Source organism: Streptomyces resistomycificus (assembly GCF_001514265.1).
In the GTDB taxonomy this organism is placed as follows: domain Bacteria; phylum Actinomycetota; class Actinomycetes; order Streptomycetales; family Streptomycetaceae; genus Streptomyces; species Streptomyces resistomycificus.
In genome coordinates, this window is record NZ_KQ948991.1 from 385958 (window position 1) to 404613 (window position 18656).

The 18656-nt window shown below is 72.7% G+C and carries 15 protein-coding genes; 2 read left to right on the forward strand and 13 right to left on the reverse strand.

The features are described from left to right. Positions 1 to 60: 60 nt before the first annotated feature. Positions 61 to 1410, reverse strand: coding sequence for a helix-turn-helix domain-containing protein (locus AQJ84_RS16245; RefSeq protein WP_030042097.1), 1350 nt, complete (start codon positions 1408 to 1410; stop codon positions 61 to 63). A gap of 136 nt (positions 1411 to 1546) precedes the next feature. On the opposite strand from AQJ84_RS16245, the gene AQJ84_RS43480 reads away from it, so the two are divergent. Further along, complete coding sequence (locus AQJ84_RS43480) at positions 1547 to 1720, forward strand: hypothetical protein (protein WP_164873115.1); 174 nt, start codon at positions 1547 to 1549, stop codon at positions 1718 to 1720. 43 nt (positions 1721 to 1763) lie between these two features. Here the strand turns inward: AQJ84_RS43480 and AQJ84_RS16250 are convergent, their stop codons facing one another. The 9 genes from AQJ84_RS16250 to AQJ84_RS16290 all read right to left on the reverse strand — a co-directional run bounded on the left by AQJ84_RS16250 (position 1764) and on the right by AQJ84_RS16290 (position 12437). After that, positions 1764 to 2735, reverse strand: a complete 972-nt coding sequence (locus tag AQJ84_RS16250; RefSeq protein WP_030042098.1) for a ribose-phosphate diphosphokinase — start codon at positions 2733 to 2735, stop codon at positions 1764 to 1766. Further along, positions 2732 to 3802, reverse strand: coding sequence for an alkene reductase (locus AQJ84_RS16255; protein ID WP_053190231.1), 1071 nt, complete (start codon positions 3800 to 3802; stop codon positions 2732 to 2734). Before AQJ84_RS16255 ends, AQJ84_RS16250 begins: the two co-directional genes overlap by 4 nt. Before the next feature lie 29 nt (positions 3803 to 3831). Continuing rightward, positions 3832 to 4770, reverse strand: coding sequence for a pseudouridine-5'-phosphate glycosidase (locus AQJ84_RS16260; RefSeq protein WP_030042101.1), 939 nt, complete (start codon positions 4768 to 4770; stop codon positions 3832 to 3834). Then, a complete protein-coding gene (locus AQJ84_RS16265; protein WP_030042102.1) occupies positions 4767 to 5021 on the reverse strand; it encodes a tautomerase family protein in 255 nt (84 codons plus the stop codon). Before AQJ84_RS16265 ends, AQJ84_RS16260 begins: the two co-directional genes overlap by 4 nt. An 80-nt stretch (positions 5022 to 5101) precedes the next feature. Then, complete coding sequence (locus AQJ84_RS16270) at positions 5102 to 8965, reverse strand: non-ribosomal peptide synthetase family protein (protein ID WP_053190232.1); 3864 nt, start codon at positions 8963 to 8965, stop codon at positions 5102 to 5104. 341 nt (positions 8966 to 9306) lie between these two features. Further along, on the reverse strand, positions 9307 to 10254 hold the full coding sequence (locus tag AQJ84_RS16275) for an EamA family transporter (RefSeq protein ID WP_053190233.1): 948 nt from the start codon (positions 10252 to 10254) through the stop codon (positions 9307 to 9309). After that, on the reverse strand, positions 10251 to 10916 hold the full coding sequence (gene upp / locus AQJ84_RS16280) for a uracil phosphoribosyltransferase (RefSeq protein WP_030042106.1): 666 nt from the start codon (positions 10914 to 10916) through the stop codon (positions 10251 to 10253). The genes AQJ84_RS16275 and upp overlap by 4 nt, the downstream gene beginning before the upstream one ends. A gap of 143 nt (positions 10917 to 11059) precedes the next feature. Further along, positions 11060 to 11743 (reverse strand): phosphoribosylanthranilate isomerase, encoded by a 684-nt coding sequence (locus AQJ84_RS16285; protein ID WP_030042107.1) that lies wholly within the window; start codon positions 11741 to 11743, stop codon positions 11060 to 11062. Between the two features lie 67 nt (positions 11744 to 11810). Further along, on the reverse strand, positions 11811 to 12437 hold the full coding sequence (locus AQJ84_RS16290; protein ID WP_225877317.1) for a nitroreductase family protein: 627 nt from the start codon (positions 12435 to 12437) through the stop codon (positions 11811 to 11813). Between the two features lie 136 nt (positions 12438 to 12573). Between AQJ84_RS16290 and AQJ84_RS16295 the strand changes: the two genes are divergently transcribed. Next, positions 12574 to 13062, forward strand: coding sequence for a MarR family winged helix-turn-helix transcriptional regulator (locus AQJ84_RS16295; RefSeq protein ID WP_030042109.1), 489 nt, complete (start codon positions 12574 to 12576; stop codon positions 13060 to 13062). A gap of 85 nt (positions 13063 to 13147) precedes the next feature. Here AQJ84_RS16295 and AQJ84_RS16300 read toward each other — a convergent pair whose 3' ends face one another. The 3 genes from AQJ84_RS16300 to AQJ84_RS16310 form a co-directional block, all read right to left on the reverse strand. Further along, positions 13148 to 14224, reverse strand: coding sequence for a hypothetical protein (locus AQJ84_RS16300; protein ID WP_030042110.1), 1077 nt, complete (start codon positions 14222 to 14224; stop codon positions 13148 to 13150). Positions 14225 to 14522: 298 nt separating this feature from the next. Then, complete coding sequence (locus tag AQJ84_RS16305; protein WP_053190234.1) at positions 14523 to 15899, reverse strand: extracellular solute-binding protein; 1377 nt, start codon at positions 15897 to 15899, stop codon at positions 14523 to 14525. Further along, on the reverse strand, positions 15899 to 18652 hold the full coding sequence (locus AQJ84_RS16310) for a substrate-binding domain-containing protein (protein WP_059198831.1): 2754 nt from the start codon (positions 18650 to 18652) through the stop codon (positions 15899 to 15901). Before AQJ84_RS16310 ends, AQJ84_RS16305 begins: the two co-directional genes overlap by 1 nt. Between the last annotated feature and the right edge of the window lie 4 nt (positions 18653 to 18656).

The window sequence follows — 18656 nt, forward strand, 5'->3', positions numbered from 1 at the left end:
GCCCTGCCGTCGGTGTCGCGGGCACGTTATGCGGGGCGGCTGTGCGCCGCCCCGGTGCCGTCACAGAGGAGGCTGTGCGGGCGCGGGCCCGAGGGTGGTCGTCCCGGGAGCCGTACGGTGCCCGAGGCCCGTCCGGTAGGCGTCCAGCGCGGCCTCCACCCGGCCGGTGCGGCGCAGCAGGTCCCCCAGCAGCCGGCACAGGTCGGCCAGGTCACCGGCGGCGCCCGCCCGCTCCAGCAGGCTCAGGGCGCGCACGTAGTGCTCCTCGGCGGCCTCGGTGTCGCGGGCGTCCTCGGCGATGATGCCGAGCAGGCGATGGGCGGCCGCGGAGTGCAGGGCGCCGCGTTCGGCGGTGAACTCGCTGAGCACGTCGTGCAGGAGGGCGGCGGCGTCCTCGGACCTGCCGCGCCGGTGCAGCACGTCGGCCAGCTCGACCGCGACCTGGCTGGAGTAGAGGGCCGCCCGCTTGGCGGACAGCATCTCGAGAGCCTGCCGCAACTCGGCCTCGGCGCGCTCCAGTTCGCCGTTCTGCGCACAGACGTACCCGCGCATCCAGTGGCAGTGGGCGAGCTCGGTGCGGATCTGCAGCTGCCGGTACAGCTCGGCCGCCTTGGCGAGCGAGGCGTCGGCCTCGGCGGTACGGCCCTCGGCGAGCAGGGTGCGGGCGACCGAGCGGTGCATCCGGGCCACCAGGGCGGGGTCGCCGGCCCGGGGTGCGAGGGCGAGGGCGAGTTCGGCGGCCTGGGCCGCGCGGGCGTGGGCGCCCATGTCCATGTAGGGGCCGATGACGCTGGCGTAGAGGAGGAGCAGCGCGTCGGGGTCGTGCAGGCCGCCGCGGTTGAGCTCGTCGAGGGTGGACTCCAGCAGGTAGACGGCGTACCGGAGTTCGCCGCCGAGGTAGTGGGAGACGGCTCGGCCCCGGATCGCCGGGACGCGGGCGGGCAGGGGCGCGCCGGCGGAGGCGAGAACCTCCTCGGCCTGCTCGAAGTGGAACCGGGCCGTGGCCAGTTCGCCGGTGTCGACGGCGCACTCGCCGAGTCCGAGGAGGGCGTCCGCCCGCTCGCCGGCCACACCGTGGGCCGTGGCCTCGGTGAGGACCGCGGCGAACCCCTCGGCCGCGGCCTCGGTGGCGCCGGTCGCCAGGGTGCGCTGGGCTCCGGTCAGCCGCAGCCGCAGTTCGGTGACCAGATGGGCCGGGCGGCCGGTCGCGAGCTCCTCGAAGCCGACGCCGAGCCGGTCGGCGAGGTGCCTGAGCGCCTCGTCGGAGGGGCGGACGCGGCCGGCCTCCAGGGTGGAGATGTAGGCGGGTGTGTAGGCCGGTTCGGCCACCTGTTTCTGGGTCAGGCCGCGGTCCACCCGCAGCTGCTGCACCCTGCGCCCGATCGTCACCGGGTCGTCGCGCTCCGACACTGGCCAACTCCCCTGGTGCCTCTTGCCGTTCGACTACGCAAGCCCCTAGGTTAAACGGCGTATTAAGCGCGCTTAATACGCCGCCTGTGTTTGTTTTCGGAGCCGTTGTTGTCGTTGTCGCCGCTGCGAGGTCGTCGTGCTTGACCGCACCAGTACCACCGAGCGTTACGCCAGGGGCATCGTCGCCGCCGTCGTCGCGGTCGTCGCGCTGGTGCTGGCGGCCAACGCCGGTCCGGCGAGGGCCACGGAGCCCAGAACGGCGCAGCACACCACGCAGTTCACGCACTCCGCGACCCCCACCGGCCGCTAGCCTCCGGCCGGCGGACCCAGGGCGGGTCAGGCGACCGGTCCGGTCACAGGTCGTCGAGGAGGCTCGTCACCGAGCCGTTCTCGAAGATCTCCCGGATCGCGTGGGCGATCACGGGGGCGATCGACAGCACCTGCACCTTGTCCAGGCCGGTCGCGGCGGCCGTCGGCAGGGTGTCGGTGAACACGAAGCGGCTGACCCGCGAGTTCTTCAGCCGGTCCACAGCCGGGCCGGACAGGATGCCGTGCGTGGCCGCCACGATCACGTCCTCGGCACCGCCGTCGTACAGCGCGTCGGCCGCCGCGCAGATGGTGCCCGCGGTGTCGACCATGTCGTCGACCAGCACGCACACCCGGCCCTCGACCTCGCCCACCACCTCGTGCACGCTGACCTGGTGGGCCACGTCCTTGTCCCGCTTCTTGTGGACGATCGCCAGCGGGGTGCCGAGCCGGTCGCACCACCGGTCGGCGACCCGCACCCGGCCGGCGTCCGGCGAGACCACGGTGAGCCGGGAGTGGTCCGTCCCGGCCGCGATGTGGTCGGCCAGCGTCGGCAGGGCGAACAGGTGGTCCATCGGGCCGTCGAAGAAGCCCGCGATCTGGTCGGTGTGCAGGTCGACGGTGATGATCCGGTCGGCGCCCGCCGTCGCCACCAGGTCCGCGAGCAGCCGGGCCGAGATCGGCTCACGGCCCTTGTGCTTCTTGTCCTGCCGCGAGTAGCCGTAGAACGGGGCGACGACGGTGATGCTGCGCGCGGAGGCCCGCTTCAACGCGTCGATCATGATGAGCTGTTCCATGATCCACGTGTTGATGGGCGCGGTGTGGGACTGGATGACGAAGCAGTCCGCGCCCCGCACCGACTCCTCGTAGCGGACGTAGATCTCGCCGTTGGCGAAGTCCCGGGCCTGGGTGGGCACCAGGCGCGCGCCCAGTTCGGCGGCGACCTTGCCGGCCAGGTCCGGGTGGGCCCGGCCGGCGAAGAGGAGCAGGGTGCGCTCGCTGTTGCGGTCGGCCCTCACCGGTCGAGGGCGGGGTAGTCGGTGTAGCCGCGGTGGTCGCCGCCGTAGAACGTGGACTCGTCGGCCGCGTTGAGGGGCCCGTCGGCCGCGATCCGGGCGGGCAGGTCGGGGTTGGCGAGGAACAGCGCACCGAGCGACACGGCGTCCGCCAGGCCCTCGTCCAGCACCTCCTGCGCGGTCTTCGCGGTGGCCGGGAAGGAGTCGGGGGTGGCGTGCGGGTTCACCACCAGGCTGCCCCGCCACAGGTCACGGACCGCCCGCGTCACCGGGCGGGCGACGATCTCGCACACCTCCAGGAACGCCAGCTCCGGCAGCGCCGGGACCAGGGCCGCGTACAGGGCCTCGGTGTCACCCTCGGCGATGTCGTTGTAGGTGTTGCCGGGCGAGATCCGCACGCTGGTGCGCTCGTTGCCGATCGCGGCGACGACGGCCTCGGTGACCTCGACGGTGAAGCGGATCCGGTTCGCGAGCGAGCCGCCGTAGGCGTCGGTGCGGTGGTTGGTGTTCTCGGCGAGGAACTGGTGCAGCAGGAAGCCGTTGCCCGCGTGGATCTGCACACCGTCGAAGCCGGCCTCGACGGCGTTGCGGGCGGCGGCGGCGAAGTCCGCCACGGTGGCGGCGATCTCGTCGGCCGTCAGCTCGTGCGGGACGGGGTAGTCCTGCATGCCCCCGGGGGTGAAGCACTGGCCGGTCGCGGCCACCGGCGAGGGGGCGACGGAGGTGTGGGCGCTGTCGTACAGCGAGGGGTGGCCGATCCGGCCGGCGTGCATCAGCTGGGCCACGATCCGGCCGCCCTCGGCGTGCACGGCGTCGGTGACCGCGCGCCAGGACGCGACCTGCTCGGGGTGGTGCAGGCCGGGCGTGTTCAGGAAGCCCTGGCCGACCTGGGAGGGCTGCACGCCCTCGGTGATGATCAGCCCGGCGGAGGCGCGCTGGGCGTAGTACCGGGCCATCAGCTCGGTCGCGCCGCCGCAGGCCTTGGCGCGGTTGCGGGTCATCGGCGCCATCACCAGGCGGTTGGCCAGCGGGATCTTGCCGAAGGTCACGGAGTCGAACAGCGAGGTCATGTGGATGGTCTCCCTGGGAATTCGGGTGGTCAGGAGTGGTCGGCACGGAAGCGGGCGTACGCGGCGGCCATCCGGCCCCCGACCTCGGCGGTGGAGATCAGGACGGCCATGTTGGCCTGGGCGGTACGGCCGCCGGTGGCCCGGTCGACCGCGTGCATCAGGTACTTGGTGAGGCCCTGGCCGGTGACACCGTCGCGCTCGGCCTGGGCGAGCGCGTCGGTGATCGCGGCCTCCGCCTCGGCGGCGTCGACGGCGTCCTCGGCGCGGGGCGGGGTGGTGACGACGAAGCCGCCGGGGTGGCCGGCCGCCCAGTGCAGGGCGACCGCCCGGGCGATCAGGTCCTCGTCGTCGACGCGGTGCGGGGACCGCACGCCGCTGGAGGCGCAGTAGAACGCGGGGAAGTCGTCGGAGCCGTGGGAGACGACCGGGACGCACTGCGTCTCCAGGTACTCCATGGTCAGCTTCAGGTCGAGGATCATCTTCGCGCCGGCGCACACCACGGCCACCCTGGAGCGGGTGAGCTGGATCAGGTCGGAGGAGACGTCCATGGTGGTCTCGGCGCCCCGGTGCACCCCGCCGAGCCCCGCGGAGGAGAAGAACGGGATGCCGGCGAGTTCGGCGGCCACCAGCGAGGAGGCGACGGTGGTCGCGCCCCGGCCGCCGCCGGCCAGCACGATCGGCAGGTCGCGGCTGGACACCTTCGGGATGCCGGACTCCGACGCGAACCGCTCGATGTCCCGCTCGGTCATGCCGACCCGGATCGCCCCGTCCTCGACGCAGATCGTCGCCGGCACCGAGCCGCCCTTGCGGACGGCGGCCTCGACCAGGTGGGCGGTCTCGGCGTTGTGCGGGTACTTCAGGCCGTGCGTGATGACGTTGGACTCCAGCGCGACGACCGGCCGGCCCTCGTGCAGGGCCTCGCGGACCTCTTCGGTGAAGACGAGGGGGATGGTCGGACTCGTGCTCATCGGGTTCCTTCACTGGGAATCGGCTGGGAGTAGTTCGGCTGCTTCCACAACAGGTGGGCGCGTTCCTCGAGTTCGGGCACCTGCACCCGGTCGGTCCAGCGGGAGGGCTCGACCGCCTCCACCGCGATCGACACCGCGCCGGGCTCGCAGCCGAAACCCCTGGTGATCGTCTCGGTCAGCTCCGCGACCAGGTCGGACTTCTCGGCGTCGGTGAAGGTGCGCGGCCAGTGCCTGATGCTGACGTGCGGCATCGCACGGTTCCTTTCGGTGGGGCCTCGCCCCCGTGGCGGGGGATGTCACACGGGGGCGAGGAGTGGGTGGGGACGGACGGCTACCGGGGGCCGGTCACGTCATGGATGGCGGCGACGAGTTCCGACACGCCGTGCGGCTTCAGTACGGCGTAGTGGTCGCCGTCGAGCTCGACGATCCGCGGCGGTGCGGCGGAGTAGCCGGAGCTGTCCTCCACGAAGGAGTAGTCGTCGCCGCGCGCCTTGAAGATCGTGACGGGCGCCTCGATGCGGCGCTCGCGCAGCTCGCGGAAGCTGTACTCGAACTCGTAGGTCTCCGTGACGATCCGGGTGATCCGGCGGATCGTTTCCGCGCCGAGTTCGGGCAGCAGACCGGCCACGTACCCGACGAAGGAGTCCTCGTCGACCGCGCGGGTCAGGCACTCCCGCAGCTCCGGTCCGTGGATCGTGCCCGTGAAGACGGAGAACAGGATGGTCACATAGGCGGGGTTGGCGTACGAGGCCTCACGGCCCCACTGCCGGCCGTCCTCGGTGCGCACCCGCGGGTTGCCGGGGCAGATCAGCAGCAGCCGGTCGACCTTCTCGCCGAACTGCTCCAGCTGCCAGGCCGCCTCGAACGCCACCCGCGCGCCGAACGAGTAGCCCCACAGCGTGTACGGCCCCGAAGGCTGGGTCCGGCGGATCTCGGCCACGTCGGCCATCGCCATCTCGCGGATCGTGCCGTACGGCATCTCGCCCGGGTTGATGCCGTGCGCCTGGACGCCGTAGAAGGGGCGGTCGGCTGCGGCCTCGCGGCCGAGCAGGCGCAGGTTCATCGGGTAGCCACCCAGGCCCGGCCAGCAGAACACCGGACGGTCGGGGGCGTCGCCGGGGTGCAGCGGCACGAGACGGGAGACCCGGCTCGGGGCGCCCTCGTCGACACGGGCGGCGAGGTCCGCGAGCTTCGGGGACTCGAAGACCACCTGGAGCGGCAGGGTGATGCCGAACTCCCGGTTGATCCGGTTGACCAGCGCCACCGCGTGCAGGGAGTTGCCTCCGGAGGCGAAGAACTCGTCCTGGGTGGAGACGTCCTCGTACTTCAGCGCGCGGCCCCACTCGCCGGCCAGCCAGTGCTCGGTCGCGGTCGCGGGCGCCACGTACGCGGCGGAGGTGCGGGCCTGGGCGATCTCCGGGAGCCGGGCGGTGGCCTTGGCGTCGATCTTGCCGTTGGCGGTCAGCGGCAGCTCGTTCACCACCAGCACCCGGGCCGGGATCATGTAGTCGGGCAGGAACCGGGCGAGGTCGTCGCGGATCATCTCGGCCGGGCCCTTGGTGTGCACGGCGTCCTCGTTCATGCCCTCGTGCCCGGCCTGTTCGCCGCTGATCCGGCCGCCGACGAAGAAGTACGAGGCGGGCGCGGCCGGTTCGCCGGCGGCGGCCAGCAGGTCGTCGAGGCGGCGCGAGGCGGGCAGCGGGTGGCCCGACTTGGAGGAGTAGCCGGAGGACATGAGGCCGAAGCCGGGCCGGCGCTGGAGGTGGTGCAGCGCGGTGCCGAGGACGACGTAGCGCAGCCAGTCGGCGTCGGTGCGGGCCACCGCGCTGACACCGAACGCGGCCCGCTCGTACACCCCCTGGTTGATGGCGATGACGTGCCGCTTCTCGACGACGTCGGAGCCGAGCGGCTCCAACTCCCCGTTCCGGTGCCGGTACAGGCCCGCGGCCAGGCCCTGGACGCGCTCGTCGTGCGCCTGCACGTACAGGTCCACCTGGTCCGGGCGGGTTCGGCCGTGCTGGGCGGTGATCTCGAAGGTGCCCAGGTAGAGGTCCTCGTCGGCCACGTCGAGCCGGTCCTTGACGCCCGGTTCGAAGCCGTACGGACCGATGGTCAGGCCGTGTCCGGGCAGGACCTCCTCGAACACGCCGACCATGTGGCCGGCCTCGAACTCCAGCACCTCGGCGATGTTGTTCTTGTACACGGGCTCGATCGCCCGCACCTTGCCGAGGAAGTGCACGCGCAGACCGGGCGCGGCGAGGTCCTCGTCCACGTCGCCGATCCGGACCAGGGTGTGGTCGACCGGGTGGTGGTAGTACAGGCCGGCCGCCAGGCCGGGCAGCCCGCAGACCTCCAGGTACAGCTGCGTGGCGTACAGGGCGCCCGGCGAGGCGTAGGCGTACTTCGGCAGCAGCCGCTCCGCGCTGCGGAACGGGCCGAACCAGCGCAGGATCTCCCCGAGTTCGGTCATCGTCAGCTCGGTGAGCGGTCGGCTGTACGACGAGGCGGGGCGCGGCGCGAGCAGGTCCAGGACGTCGGCGGCGGTCACCGCGGGGCCGTCGTAGAAACGGTAGGTCTTGCGGGCGAACGCCTCCCGGCGCTGGGCGGCGGTCGCTTCGCGGCCGGGCAGCCGGACGGCCTCGCGGCCCGCCAGCTCGGCCGGCTCGCGCAGGCCCGGGTTGGACAGCTGGGCCCTGACCTGGAGCTTGGACGCCTTGGACTGGTGGTGGGCGGCGTCGCCGCGGCCCTGGTCCATGACGGCCGCGGTCCGCTCGTTCAGTTCCACGGCGGCGACGAGGGCCTTGCTGCCGGTGCGCGGGTCGTCGGTGACGACGGAGGCGGCCCGCCGTACCCAGGAGTGCTCCTCGATGCGCGAGGCGACCTCCTCCAACTCGACCCGGTAACCGCGCAGTTTGACCTGGTTGTCGGTGCGGCCCATGAACTGGATCGTGCCGTCGGGGTTCCACTGGCACAGGTCGCCGGTGCGGTACAGCCGCTCGGTCGGGTTGAACGGCGAGGTGACGAACCGGGCCTCGGTCTGCTCGGGCAGGCCGATGTAGCCGCGGGCGACCTGGGCGCCGCCGAGGAACAGCTCGCCGCTCTCGCCGATGTCCACCGGCTGCCGGTTCCCGTCGAGGATGTAGCAGGTGACGTTGTCCGCCGGGGTGCCGATCGGCACGATCCCGCTGGGCGCCTCCCCCGCCGCGTCGGGGTCGAGGGTGTCGGGGTCGATCCAGTGCGAGGTGGCGTTGATCGTCGTCTCGGTGGGCCCGTAGAGGTTGACCACGGACACTCCGGGCAGGGCCGCGAACAGGTCCCTGGCGAGGGTGCGGGTCAGGGCCTCGCCGCCGGAGAAGACCCGGGTGAGCGAGGCGCAGGCGCCGAGCTGCTCGGTGTCGACGAGGGCCTGGAGCAGGGTCGGCACCGCCTGCAGGGCGGTCACCCGGTGCTCGCAGATCGCCGTGACGATCGCCTCCGGGTCGCGGAAGATGCCGGGCGTGCCCATCACGACCCGGGCGCCGGTGACGGGCGCCAGGATCTCCCACTGGGCCGCGTCGAAGCTCATCGGCGTCTTCTGCAGGATCGCCACGTCGGGGCCCAGATGGCCGAAGTTGGCGAGCCACTGCAGCTGGGAGACGATGCTGCGCTGCTCGATCATCACGCCCTTGGGGCGGCCGGTGCTGCCCGAGGTGTAGATGACGTACGCGAGGTGGTGGCCGCGGGACTGCGGCAGCTCGGCCGCCGGCAGGTCGGGGATGTCGGAGGCGGTGACGACGGTGGTGCCGGCCGGGACCAGGGCGAGGGCGCGCTCGCGCAGGTGGTCCTGGGTGACGACGACCCGGGCTCCGGAGTCCTCGACCATGAATCTCAGCCGGTCCTCCGGGTAGTCCGGGGACAGCGGCAGATAGGCGGCGCCGGCGGTGAGGATGCCCCACACGCCGGTCATCAGCTCGGCGGACGGCTCGGTGAACAGGCCGACGCAGCTGTCGGGCCCCACGCCGAGCCGGGCCAGGTGGCCGCCGAGCCGGCGGGCGGCGGCGTCGAGGCCGCCGAAGGTGAGGTGCCGCCGCTCCCCGGAGGTCTGCGGCAGGGTGACGGCGATGTCGTCGGCCCGCAGGCGCGCCTGGTGGGCAAGGAGAGCGGGCAGCGAGACGCCCATGTGGGACACGCCGGATATCGGCGCACGGGTGCTCATACGGTGTTTTCCCCCCGGAAGACATCCGCCCGTTCAGGGCGGTGGTGTGGATGCTCGCTCGCACCCGGCGGCGCGCGCTTCCCTGGCGCGCGCCGCTCGTGTGCGTGGTGACACGGTGACGCAAGGTAGTGCTCTGTGGGCATGACGTTGCCGCCGAGGCACACAGTGGCGCTTCGTGCACGTGTTGTCGCTAACGGTACTCATCGCGACGCCACTCGTACGCGCGATGTCGCTTCTCGTGCAGGTGCTGTCGCTGCTCGTGAGCGCGCGGCCGACGCTCGTGTGGGCGGCGCCGCTTCTCGTGCGGGCGGCGCCGCTTCTCGTGCACGCCGCCGCCGCGCTTACGGCCGGCCGGGCACGGCGTCTCGGACGCGGGCGTCGTCCGCCACCCGGCTCACGGCCGGCTCCGTCGCCGGAGGCGGCGCGGGCTTCCTGCCGCGCGGCTGGGCGAGCACGACGGCTCCCACGACGGCGGCGGCGCCGACAAGCTGCAGCGGACGCAGTGACTGGTCGAGGAAGAGGTAGCCGAGGACCGTGGCACACAGCGGCGAGGCGAACGACAGGAACGAGGCCGCGAGCGCCGGCAGCCGGGACAGACCGCGGAACCACAGGACGTAGGCGATGAGGGCGCCGATGATGCAGAGGTAGGCGAAGCCGCCGATGTTCTCCCAGGTCAGCCGGTCCGGCAGCGGTTCGCTGGCCAGTGTGACGGGCAGCAGGGCGAGGCCTCCGACGGCGAGCTGCCAGCCGGTGAACGTCAGCAGGGTGACGCCCTCGGGCCGGCCCCACCGCTTGGTCAGCACGATGCCCGCCGCCATGGACAGCGCGCCGAGCAGTCCGGCCGTCACGCCGATGCCGTCCAGGCCCGCCTGCGGCTGGAGGACGAGCAGGGCGACGCCGCCCGCGGCGATCACACAGGAGGCCACGTGCACGGGCCTGACGCGGTCCCCCAGCAGCACCGCCCCGAGCAGCAGCACGATCATCGGCTGCACCGACATGACCAGGGCGGCCACCCCGCCGGGCAGGTGGTAGGCGGCCAGGAACAGGAAGTAGAAGAAGGCGCCGATGTTCAGGACGCCGAGCACGATCGCCCGCCACCACCACACGCCCTTGGGCAGGACCCGGGTGGCGGCCAGCAGGATCAGACCGGCGGGCAGCGCCCGCAGGGTCGAGGCCAGCAGGGGCCGGTCCGGCGGCAGGAACTCGGTGGTCACCAGGTAGGTGGAGCCCCACACGGCGGGCGCGAGGGCGGTGATCGCCGAGGTGGTCGCGAGACGTTGACCGCTCATGTCCGGGCTCCCGAGTCGGTGGTGCCGAAGAACCGGTCCCCGAAGTCGCCGATGCCCGGGATCATGAACGCGTGCTCGTTCATCCGGTCCTCGATGGCACTGGTGACGATCCGCACGCGCGGGCGCTCGGTGGCGACACGGCGCAGCCCCTCGGGCGAGGACAGGAAGTTGACCATGATGACGCGGTCCTCGCGCACACCCGCCTCCAGCAGGACGTCGACGGCGGCGAGCGCGGATCCCGCGGTGGCCAGCATCGGCTCGAGGAGCAGTACGTGCCGGTCGGCGATGTCTGCGGGCAGGTGCTTGTAGTAGAGGTGCGGCTGCTTGGTCTGCTTGTCGCGCTGGATGAGGATCTTGCCGATCCGGACGCCTGGCAGCAGGTCCCGCAGCTCGCCCTCCATGGCCTCGCCGGCCCGGATCACGGACACGCCGCACAGCTCGGCGGCGAACTCCAGGCCGTGGTAGGTGGTGCCGACCGGAGTGGTGACCTCCTTCTTCTCGAAGGGGAGCAGGTCCATGCCGTGTTCCAGCAGGAGGCGGATGATGCGGCGGGAGTAGAAGACGAAGTCCTCGCGGGCGCAGTCCCGGTCGCGGATGATCGTGTGCATCGCGCGGAGCTGGTCGGTCTGCGGCAGGGGGTGGACGTTGTGGCCGGTGGTCACGACGGGATCTCCTCGGTGGTCCTCGGGTGTGCGTCGGTGCGCCGGGGTGTGCCGCGTGCTCCCGGTCGGACGCGACACGACGGAGCAGGCGGGACAGCGGGGCGGCCGGGCTGTCCCCGGACCGGCCGCCCCTGCCCGGGTGGTCAGGCGATGTCGTCGAAGGCGCGGCGCGCCTCGGTGACGAACTTCGCGACCTTGGCGCTGTCCTTGCGTCCGTCGGGGCCCTCGAGGCCGGTGTGGGCGTCCACGGCGGCGGGGCGGACCGTGCGGATCGCGTCGCCGACGTTCTCCGGGTTCAGCCCGCCCGCCATCATCAGCGGCTTCGGGGAGCGGCGGACCAGCTCGGCCGAGACGCTCCAGTCGTGGGTGAGGCCGGTGGCGCCCTTGGCGCCGGTCTTCGGGTCGAAGGTGTCGGTGATGTACATGTCGACGTACGGGTGGGTCTCGTCGACGAGCTTCAGCAGTTCGTCGACGTTGTCCTCCTTGACCACGAGGGACTTCAGCACGAACAGCTCCGGGCGGATCTCCTTGAGCCGGCGCAGTTCCTCCGTCGCCACGTCACCGTGCAGCTGGACGGCCACCACACCGAGCTCGCGGCAGAACTCGCTGACCTCCTCGGCGTCGGTGAGGTAGCTGATCAGGACACCGGCGTGCGGGGCGTCGAGGCCCTTGATGATGACGGCGGCGTCCTGCTCGGCGATGTCGTCCTTGCCGGACGGCAGCCGCAGCGCGAAGCCGAGCCAGTCGGCGCCCTGCGCGATGCACATGTCGGCCTCGGCGGCGTCGATGATGCCGGCGACCTGGACGAGCTTGTTCACAGTGGTCATGAAGACCATCCCCCCTGATGGCGAAACTGCTGGTGATTGAATGTCGGACGTGTTCTCGCGGAGCGCCTCAGCGGCCGTACGACTCGTTGAAGCAGGTCAGCGCGCGGTCCCGGCGGCCCGGGTGGAGCCGGGTCTCGGACGGGTAGCCCAGCGGCATGAGCAGGGCGATGTGCAGGTCGTCCCGGCCGTCCACCCCGACGGCCTTCTTGACCTGCTCCTCGTCCCAGCCGTTCATCGGGCTGGTGGCGAGACCGGCCGCCTCGGCGGCGACCATCAGGAACGACGCGGCGATCATGGCGTCCTTGACCGCGTACTCGCGCTCCAGGCCGCGCCTGCTGGGGTCCTCGTAGAAGGCGCGGGCGTCGTCGGGCGAGGCGGCGGCGAACCTGCCGGACCAGGCGCCGCTGTCGCGGGCGGTCTCCCAGATGTCGCCGCGGTCCTCGCGCCAGGCGGCGGACTCGGCGACGAACACCAGCATGACCGGCGCTTCCTGGGGATGCGGCTGGCCTCCGGTGGCCCGGGTGAGCGCCTGGCGCCCCTCCTCGCCGGTCACCACCACGATCGAGCGGGCCTGGAGGTTGAAGCTGGACGGTGCTTCCAGCGCCAGGTCGGTGAGCTCGCGCAGCAGCGGGGCGGGGACGGGATCCGGCCGGTAGTGGCGGACACTGCGGCGCGTGCGGATGAGCCGCGCCACGGTGGAATGATCTGCCTCTGCGGTCGTCACGATCCGGCCTTTCGACGTCGAACTATCTGACATCGAGAAGCTAAGCAGTACGCTAGAACTTAGTCAAACGGTTTGACATCGAAATAATGAAGGGGAGGTGACCGTCATGCGCGACTCCGTCGACGATTTCCTCGACCAATGGGCCGCCCTGCGCACCGACTTGGACCTCGACGCCATGGGGACCGTCGGGCGCGTCATGCGACTCTCCCGGCTCGTCGGCGCCGGGCTCAAGGACTACTTCGCCCAGCACGGCATGGAGACCTGGGAGTTCGACGTCCTCGCCACCCTGCGGCGGAGCAACAGAGCGCTCACCGCGAAGGAGCTGGCCGCCGGCGTCATGATCGGCTCCGCCGCCCTGACCAACCGCGTGGACCGCCTGGTCGCCCAGGGCCTCGTCACCCGCGAGGCCGTACCCGGCGACCGCCGCAGCCTGCACATCGCCCTCACCGAGGAGGGCCGCGCGCGGGTCGACGACGTGGTGGAGGGCCACGTGGCCAACCAGCGCAAGCTCCTGTCGGGCCTCGGCCTCGAGGACTCCGAACAACTCAACACCCTGCTGCGCGCGTTGCTCGTGTCACTGGGGGACACACGCTGATCGGGAACGGGCCGCACGGCCGCCGAAAAACGGGGGGCCCGGACGCCTCGTGGACGTCCGGGCCCGTTCCCGCGCGCTGCGGCCTCTAACCCGCGCGCCACATCAGCGTCGTCGCGCCCTTGCCCTCGCCCGTGAACGAGATCATCGCCGGACGATCGCCCTTCGGGAGCAGGTGGATGGTGCAGAGGGTCAGGGCGGAGTTCGGCTCCAGGCGGGTGTTGGGGACGCTGCCCCGGCACTGGTCGATGCCCTCGCCCTCCGCCGAGCCGGAGAAGTCGAGCAGAGGTACCGGCTGGATTTCGCGGCCTCCGGCGGTGCGCAGGCCCACGCCGGTGTCCATGGCCGGCAGGAGTTTCACCTTGCCGGCGTTGCGGTACGCCAGCGTCACGTACCAGGGCACCAGCTTCTTCTGCTCGTCGCTCAGGTCGTAGTCGCCGAGGTCCGCGATGCTCCCGGCCCGCGCGCTCTTCGGGGTGACCTTGATCGGCACGGCGACGCCCTTGGTGGTGACGTCCTCGTACGACGAGGAGCCGGTCGTGCCCGCGGCCAGCAGCCGGCCCCCGTCGTCGTCGCCCTTGCCGTCGCCGACCTTCCACAGGTGGGTGTCGCTCGCGTCGTCGGCGTAGGCGACGGTGGCGGGCTCATGCCCCTCGGGCAGCATGACGATCTGGCACACCGTGGCCGTGGCGCCCGCGGCGACGGAACCGGGACCGGTCTTGTCGCAGTTGTCCGGCAGGGACGAACCCGACTCGGTGGCAAGGGGGTTCGAGCTCCACAGGGAGACCGCGTCGCCGGGCGTGCCGTCCGCGAGGGCGACCGTGAAGTTCGCCTGCGGGGCGGGTTGGCTCAGCGCCGCCGAGCCGGTGTTGGTGTAGGTGACGGTCAGGTAGTACGGGATCTTGCCCTTCAGATCCTCGTCCAGGTGTGCGTCCGCGAGGTCCGCCGCGCTGCCGCGCGCGAGCCGCTTGGGCGCGACCTTCAGCTGATGCGTCGCGCTCCGGAAGGTCCATGTCGCGTTCCGTGCGGTCGTCTCCACCGACAGCGCGGTCGGCGCGGCGGGTTCACTCGTTCCCTTGCCGGAATCCGTCCCCGAGTCCGAGCCGCCCGTCCCACAGGCCGTCACGACCAACGCGAGCACTCCGGCCCCCGCGACTCCGATCATTCCCCTACCCGCCCGCATGCGGACCCCCCGTGGTTCTCGCTGTTCCGTTCGCAACGGGGATCAGCTTACGGGCCGGGGGCGGACGCCTATTTGGAGGTGACGCCGTCGGGAACGCGGCCCAGTGGCCGGGGAGCCGCCCGCCTGCCGGCGACCGCGATTCCTCAGGCGAGGGAGCGGGCGCCGCACCGGTCCTCCGCGGCCCCGGCCTTCCGACGTCCGACGGGCCCTGGCCCACGGCACTCCACAGACCGCGGCCGCCGGCGCCCCTCCCCCGTGGCGTGGGCGGCCGCTTCCCTGTCTAGTCCGGCAGTGCCTTGCGCAGGGCCTTGTCCAGGCGTCGGGCCAGCTCCGCGTCGCTCGGCGGGCGGTCGCCGAACAGGGCTCCCAGCTGTGCGGTGAACGTCTGCGTGAACGCGCCGTACAGCGGGGTGCGCGGGCGCTGGACGGCGCTGCGGAGGGCCGGGAGGAGGATGCGGCCGGCGTAGGCGGGACGGCCGGCGTCGTCGCGTGGCATGCGGTCGGCGCTCTCGCCGGTGGGGGAGGCGGAGGGGGCGGCGGCGGTCAGGTGGCACTTCACCGCCGCGCTGTCGTACGCCGACGTCCGCGTCGCCGCGAACCCCGCGTCCAGCAGACAGCGTTCGCTCTCCTTTCCGGTGAGGAAGCGGATCAGCTCGGTCGCCTTGTCCGCCCGCCGGGACGCCGCGGCCACCGCGAGGTTCTGGCCGCCGAGCACCGCCCGGCCGGGCAGCGGGGCCACACCGAGCTGTTCGTCGGTGAAGGTCTGGTGCAGGGTGCGGTAGGCGTAGGGCCAGTGGCGCAGGAAGGCGGTGCGCCCGGCGGCGAAGTCGGCGAGGGTGGCGCCCTCGTCGGAGTGGACGGCGTCCTGGAGGGTGTACGGCGGATCAGTGCGCCGCCGGAGTTCGGCGATGCCCTCGGCCAACTGCTCGACGGTGGCGACGTAGCGGCCCTCGGCGTCGGTGAGGGCGAGCTCCGGCGTCGCGGACGCGAACGCCTCCACGGCGTTGACCGTGCGGCCCTCGTAGGGGGCGAGCTGGGTGGTCCAGCCCTGTTCGTAGCCCTTGGGCGGATCGTTCTCCAGCGACTGGATGAGCTCCTGGAGGCGTGCCCGGTCGACACCCGTGCTCAGGTCGGTCTGCGGGACGCCCACCGCGCGCAGATGGTCGCGCCGGTAGTAGAGGAGGCCGACGTCGCTGTTGAACGGCACCGCGTACACCTTGTCGTCCCAGCGGGCCGTGTCCGCCACCGACTTGATGACATCACCGTCGAGCACCCCGTCGGGCAGCCGGCGCACGAGGCCGGCGGCGGCGAACTCCGGTACCCACGTGACGTCGAGGTTGACGACGTCGTAGGCGGCGCTGCCCGACTGGAGGGCGCCGAGGAGCTGGCTGCGCTGTTCGTCGGCGCTGCCCGGCAGTTCGACCAGGCGGGCGCGGTAGCCGGTGCCCGCCTTCTCCTGCTGCCGGTTCCAGTCGTCGATCAGCTGCTGCCGGATGCCGTTCTTGCCGGTGACGTCCCGCCCGCTGGCGACGACGATGTCACCGGGCCGGTCGGCGGCGGGCGTCTCGGGGCCGCCGGGGCCGCTGCCGGTGCAAGCGGTGACGAGGAGCACGGTCAGCAGGGCCGCGAGGCGGCGTACGGTGCTTGGGAGGGTCATCAGTCCTCCTCCCCCGTTCCGGTGCGCGCGACCTCGTCGGTCAGGCCCGCGCCGAGGTTCTCGTCGGCGTCCAGGCAGCGGCCGCCGCTCGCGGTGGAGATACGGAGGGCCGGTCTGCCCGGGTCGCAGGCGCCCGTCTCCAGGGACACCATGGCCACCGGCACGTTCGCCGCCCGCGCCCGGGCCAGGACCTCGTCGAGGTTCGCGCCGGTGAGCCGGCTGTCGTCCTCACCGTCGCTGATGTGGACGACCAGACGGGGGCGGGCGTCCGGGCCGCGGGCGGTCAGGTCGTCGAGCGCGGCGAGCAGGGCGGCGCGCGGATCGGCCTCGGCGTCCCGCACGCGGGCCGCGTCGACGGCGCGGACGGCCTCCTTGCGGGTGTGACGGCCGAAGTGGAGGAGGGTCTCGTACGGGCTCTTGTCGCCGGACGTCCCGAACACCGCCCACACGCCGTACTCGTCCCGGCCTCCGAGCCCGCCCAGCGACTGCTCGAGCAGGCCGGGCCCGCCGCTGGGCCCCTCCCACAGGGACGCCATCGAACCGGAGCTGTCCAGCAGGAACAGGACCCGGCCGGGGCCGTGCGCGTCCCGGTAGGCGGCGAGTGTCGTGTCCATCTCGTCCCGTCCGGCGGTCTCGGTGAGCGGCGCCGGTGCCCACAACACCCCGGTGGGGAGCGGGCCCTCGGTGTCCAGCGGGGTGTGCTCGCCGGCCGCGGAACGGAAGCCGTCCCGGGCGAACGCGGCCCGCCCGTCCGCGCTGCCCAGCCAGGTGCGGAAGTCCTCGGCGGCCGTGTCCCGCGCCGTCTCGTCCCGGTCGGCGTCCTGCCAGCGCACCCGCACGAACGTGGGCTCCAGCCCCGGTACGTCACCGGGGTAGTGGGCGATCCGGGGCTCCCGGGTCGCCCGGTCGCAGCCGACGCCGCTGCGCAGCAGGAACTCGGGGACGAGGGCGGCGGCGCGCTTGTCCACGGCGTCGTCGTCGGGCAGCGTGCACAGCAGGTCGGCGGCCGTGGGAGAGGGCGGCCCCGGCTGCGTGACCTTCTGCTCCGCCCAGCCCGGGTCCGCCCCGCCGGCGTACAGGCCGACGGTGGCGAGCAGCGCCGAGGCCGCGAACTCCGGGTCGGAGCGGCGCACTTCGGCGTCCGCGCCGCGTTCCCGCAGGGCGGTGATCAGCAGGGACAGTGAGGGTTCGACACGGTCGTCCGGGTCGGCGGCGAGGCGCCGCGGGACGGCGAGCACCACCGGGGAGTACGCCAGCGGCTCGTCGTCGGCGTCCAGGCGGGCCACGGCGTCCGTGTCCTGGGCGTCCTCGACCCGGGCGGCGTCGGCACCGGTGGCGGGGATCCAGACGTCCGGCTGCGGGCCGACGTCCCGCTGCGGGTTGGTGCCCTCGTCCCGGGGCTCCTGCCAGGCGTCCGACTGCCCGGCGAGCGCGGTGACCGCGTCGGCGGAGCCCGCGCTGTAGACGGTGATGCCACTGCGCCGGCAGCCGTCGCCGGTGGTGTTCGCGTCCGACGTCAGATAGTCCTCCGCCGCCGCGCTCACCGTCGGTTCGAGGTCCGGGTCCGTCAGGACGCGCAGTTCCAGCGGCGGCGCGCAGGAGGAGGGTTCGTCGGTGACGCTGACGATGCCGTAGGAGCCGAAGCCCAGGGCGGCGAGGACAAGAGCGAGAACGAGGGTGACGCGGGTGGCGGAGCGTGCGGTGGGGCGGTCGGCGGGGCGGGCAGCGGGGCCGCCCGGGGGGCGCGGACGGCGACCGGCGCCGGTGAGGGCGGTGGCGCCGGAGCGGAGGAGGGCGAGGAGGGCGGCGGCGGCCGTCCGGACGACGGAGGGACGCCGGTCGTCCCCGGCCTGCCGGCCCCAACCATGCCGCCCACCCGAACCTCGCCGCTCGCCCCCGTCCCGCCGATCGCCCCCGCCCTGCCGATCGCCCCCGCCCTGCCGCTCGCCCGAAGCCGGCCGCTCCCCGGAGGGCCACGGTCCCGAGTCGCTCATCGGCAGCCGGACCGACGCAGCCGACCGTCCGGACAGCAGGACGTCCTCACCCGGCTCCGCCCTGCTCTGCGGCTCCCACGGTTCACCGCGCACCGTCTTGTGCCCCGCCGCCGTCATCCGCTCCCGCAGCCGGTCCGCGAGATCCTGGAGGGTCGACTCCTCGTCCTGTTCGAGGAGTTGGACGAGTTCCCCGGTGAACGGCGTCGGTGTCGTGGCGTCCCCCGCGTCGATGCGGTGGTTGGCCTGCACGCTCATCAGCAGCAGCACCCGCCGCTTGTCGCGGAAGGTCTCCCAGATCCACGCGGCGTTGCCGGCGAAGCAGCAGTCGAGGACCACGACGATCCGTTCGGCCGGGCCGGCGGCCAGCACGGTCAGGGCGGTGCTGAACATCTCCGCCCCGGGGAAGACCGCGTGCCCGCCCGCGACCACGCTCGCGTTGCGCATCTGCAGGAACAGCTCGTCGCCCGCGCTGGGAATGGCGCCGTGCCCCGAGAAGTACAGGAACAGCAGCCCCTCCGCCTCCGCGGCGGTCCTGCGCAGGGCGTGGTCGAAGTCGTCCCGGGACGGCGAACGGGCCACCGTGATCTCGTGCTCGCCGAACACCCGGCCCCGCAGCAGCGCGTCCCGGAGCCGGTTCAGGTTGTGCTTGACGGCGGGCAGGTCGCCGGGCACTCCGTGCGGCGGCTGTGTGAGGTCGTATTCGGAGACCCCCACCAGCAGCACCCGGTTCACCCGACCCCGCGGGTCGAAGCGGGTCACCGGC

Coding starts and splice junctions, on each gene's coding strand:
- AQJ84_RS16255 (WP_053190231.1), bottom strand. CDS start 3,802: ATGACCTCGCTGTTCGACTCCGTGACCTTCGGCAAGATCCCGCTGGCC.
- AQJ84_RS16265 (WP_030042102.1), bottom strand. CDS start 5,021: ATGCCGCACGTCAGCATCAGGCACTGGCCGCGCACCTTCACCGACGCC.
- AQJ84_RS16260 (WP_030042101.1), bottom strand. CDS start 4,770: ATGAGCACGAGTCCGACCATCCCCCTCGTCTTCACCGAAGAGGTCCGC.
- AQJ84_RS16275 (WP_053190233.1), bottom strand. CDS start 10,254: ATGAGCGGTCAACGTCTCGCGACCACCTCGGCGATCACCGCCCTCGCG.
- AQJ84_RS16270 (WP_053190232.1), bottom strand. CDS start 8,965: ATGAGCACCCGTGCGCCGATATCCGGCGTGTCCCACATGGGCGTCTCG.
- AQJ84_RS16285 (WP_030042107.1), bottom strand. CDS start 11,743: ATGACCACTGTGAACAAGCTCGTCCAGGTCGCCGGCATCATCGACGCC.
- AQJ84_RS16305 (WP_053190234.1), bottom strand. CDS start 15,899: ATGACCCTCCCAAGCACCGTACGCCGCCTCGCGGCCCTGCTGACCGTG.
- AQJ84_RS16295 (WP_030042109.1), top strand. CDS start 12,574: ATGCGCGACTCCGTCGACGATTTCCTCGACCAATGGGCCGCCCTGCGC.
- AQJ84_RS16300 (WP_030042110.1), bottom strand. CDS start 14,224: ATGATCGGAGTCGCGGGGGCCGGAGTGCTCGCGTTGGTCGTGACGGCC.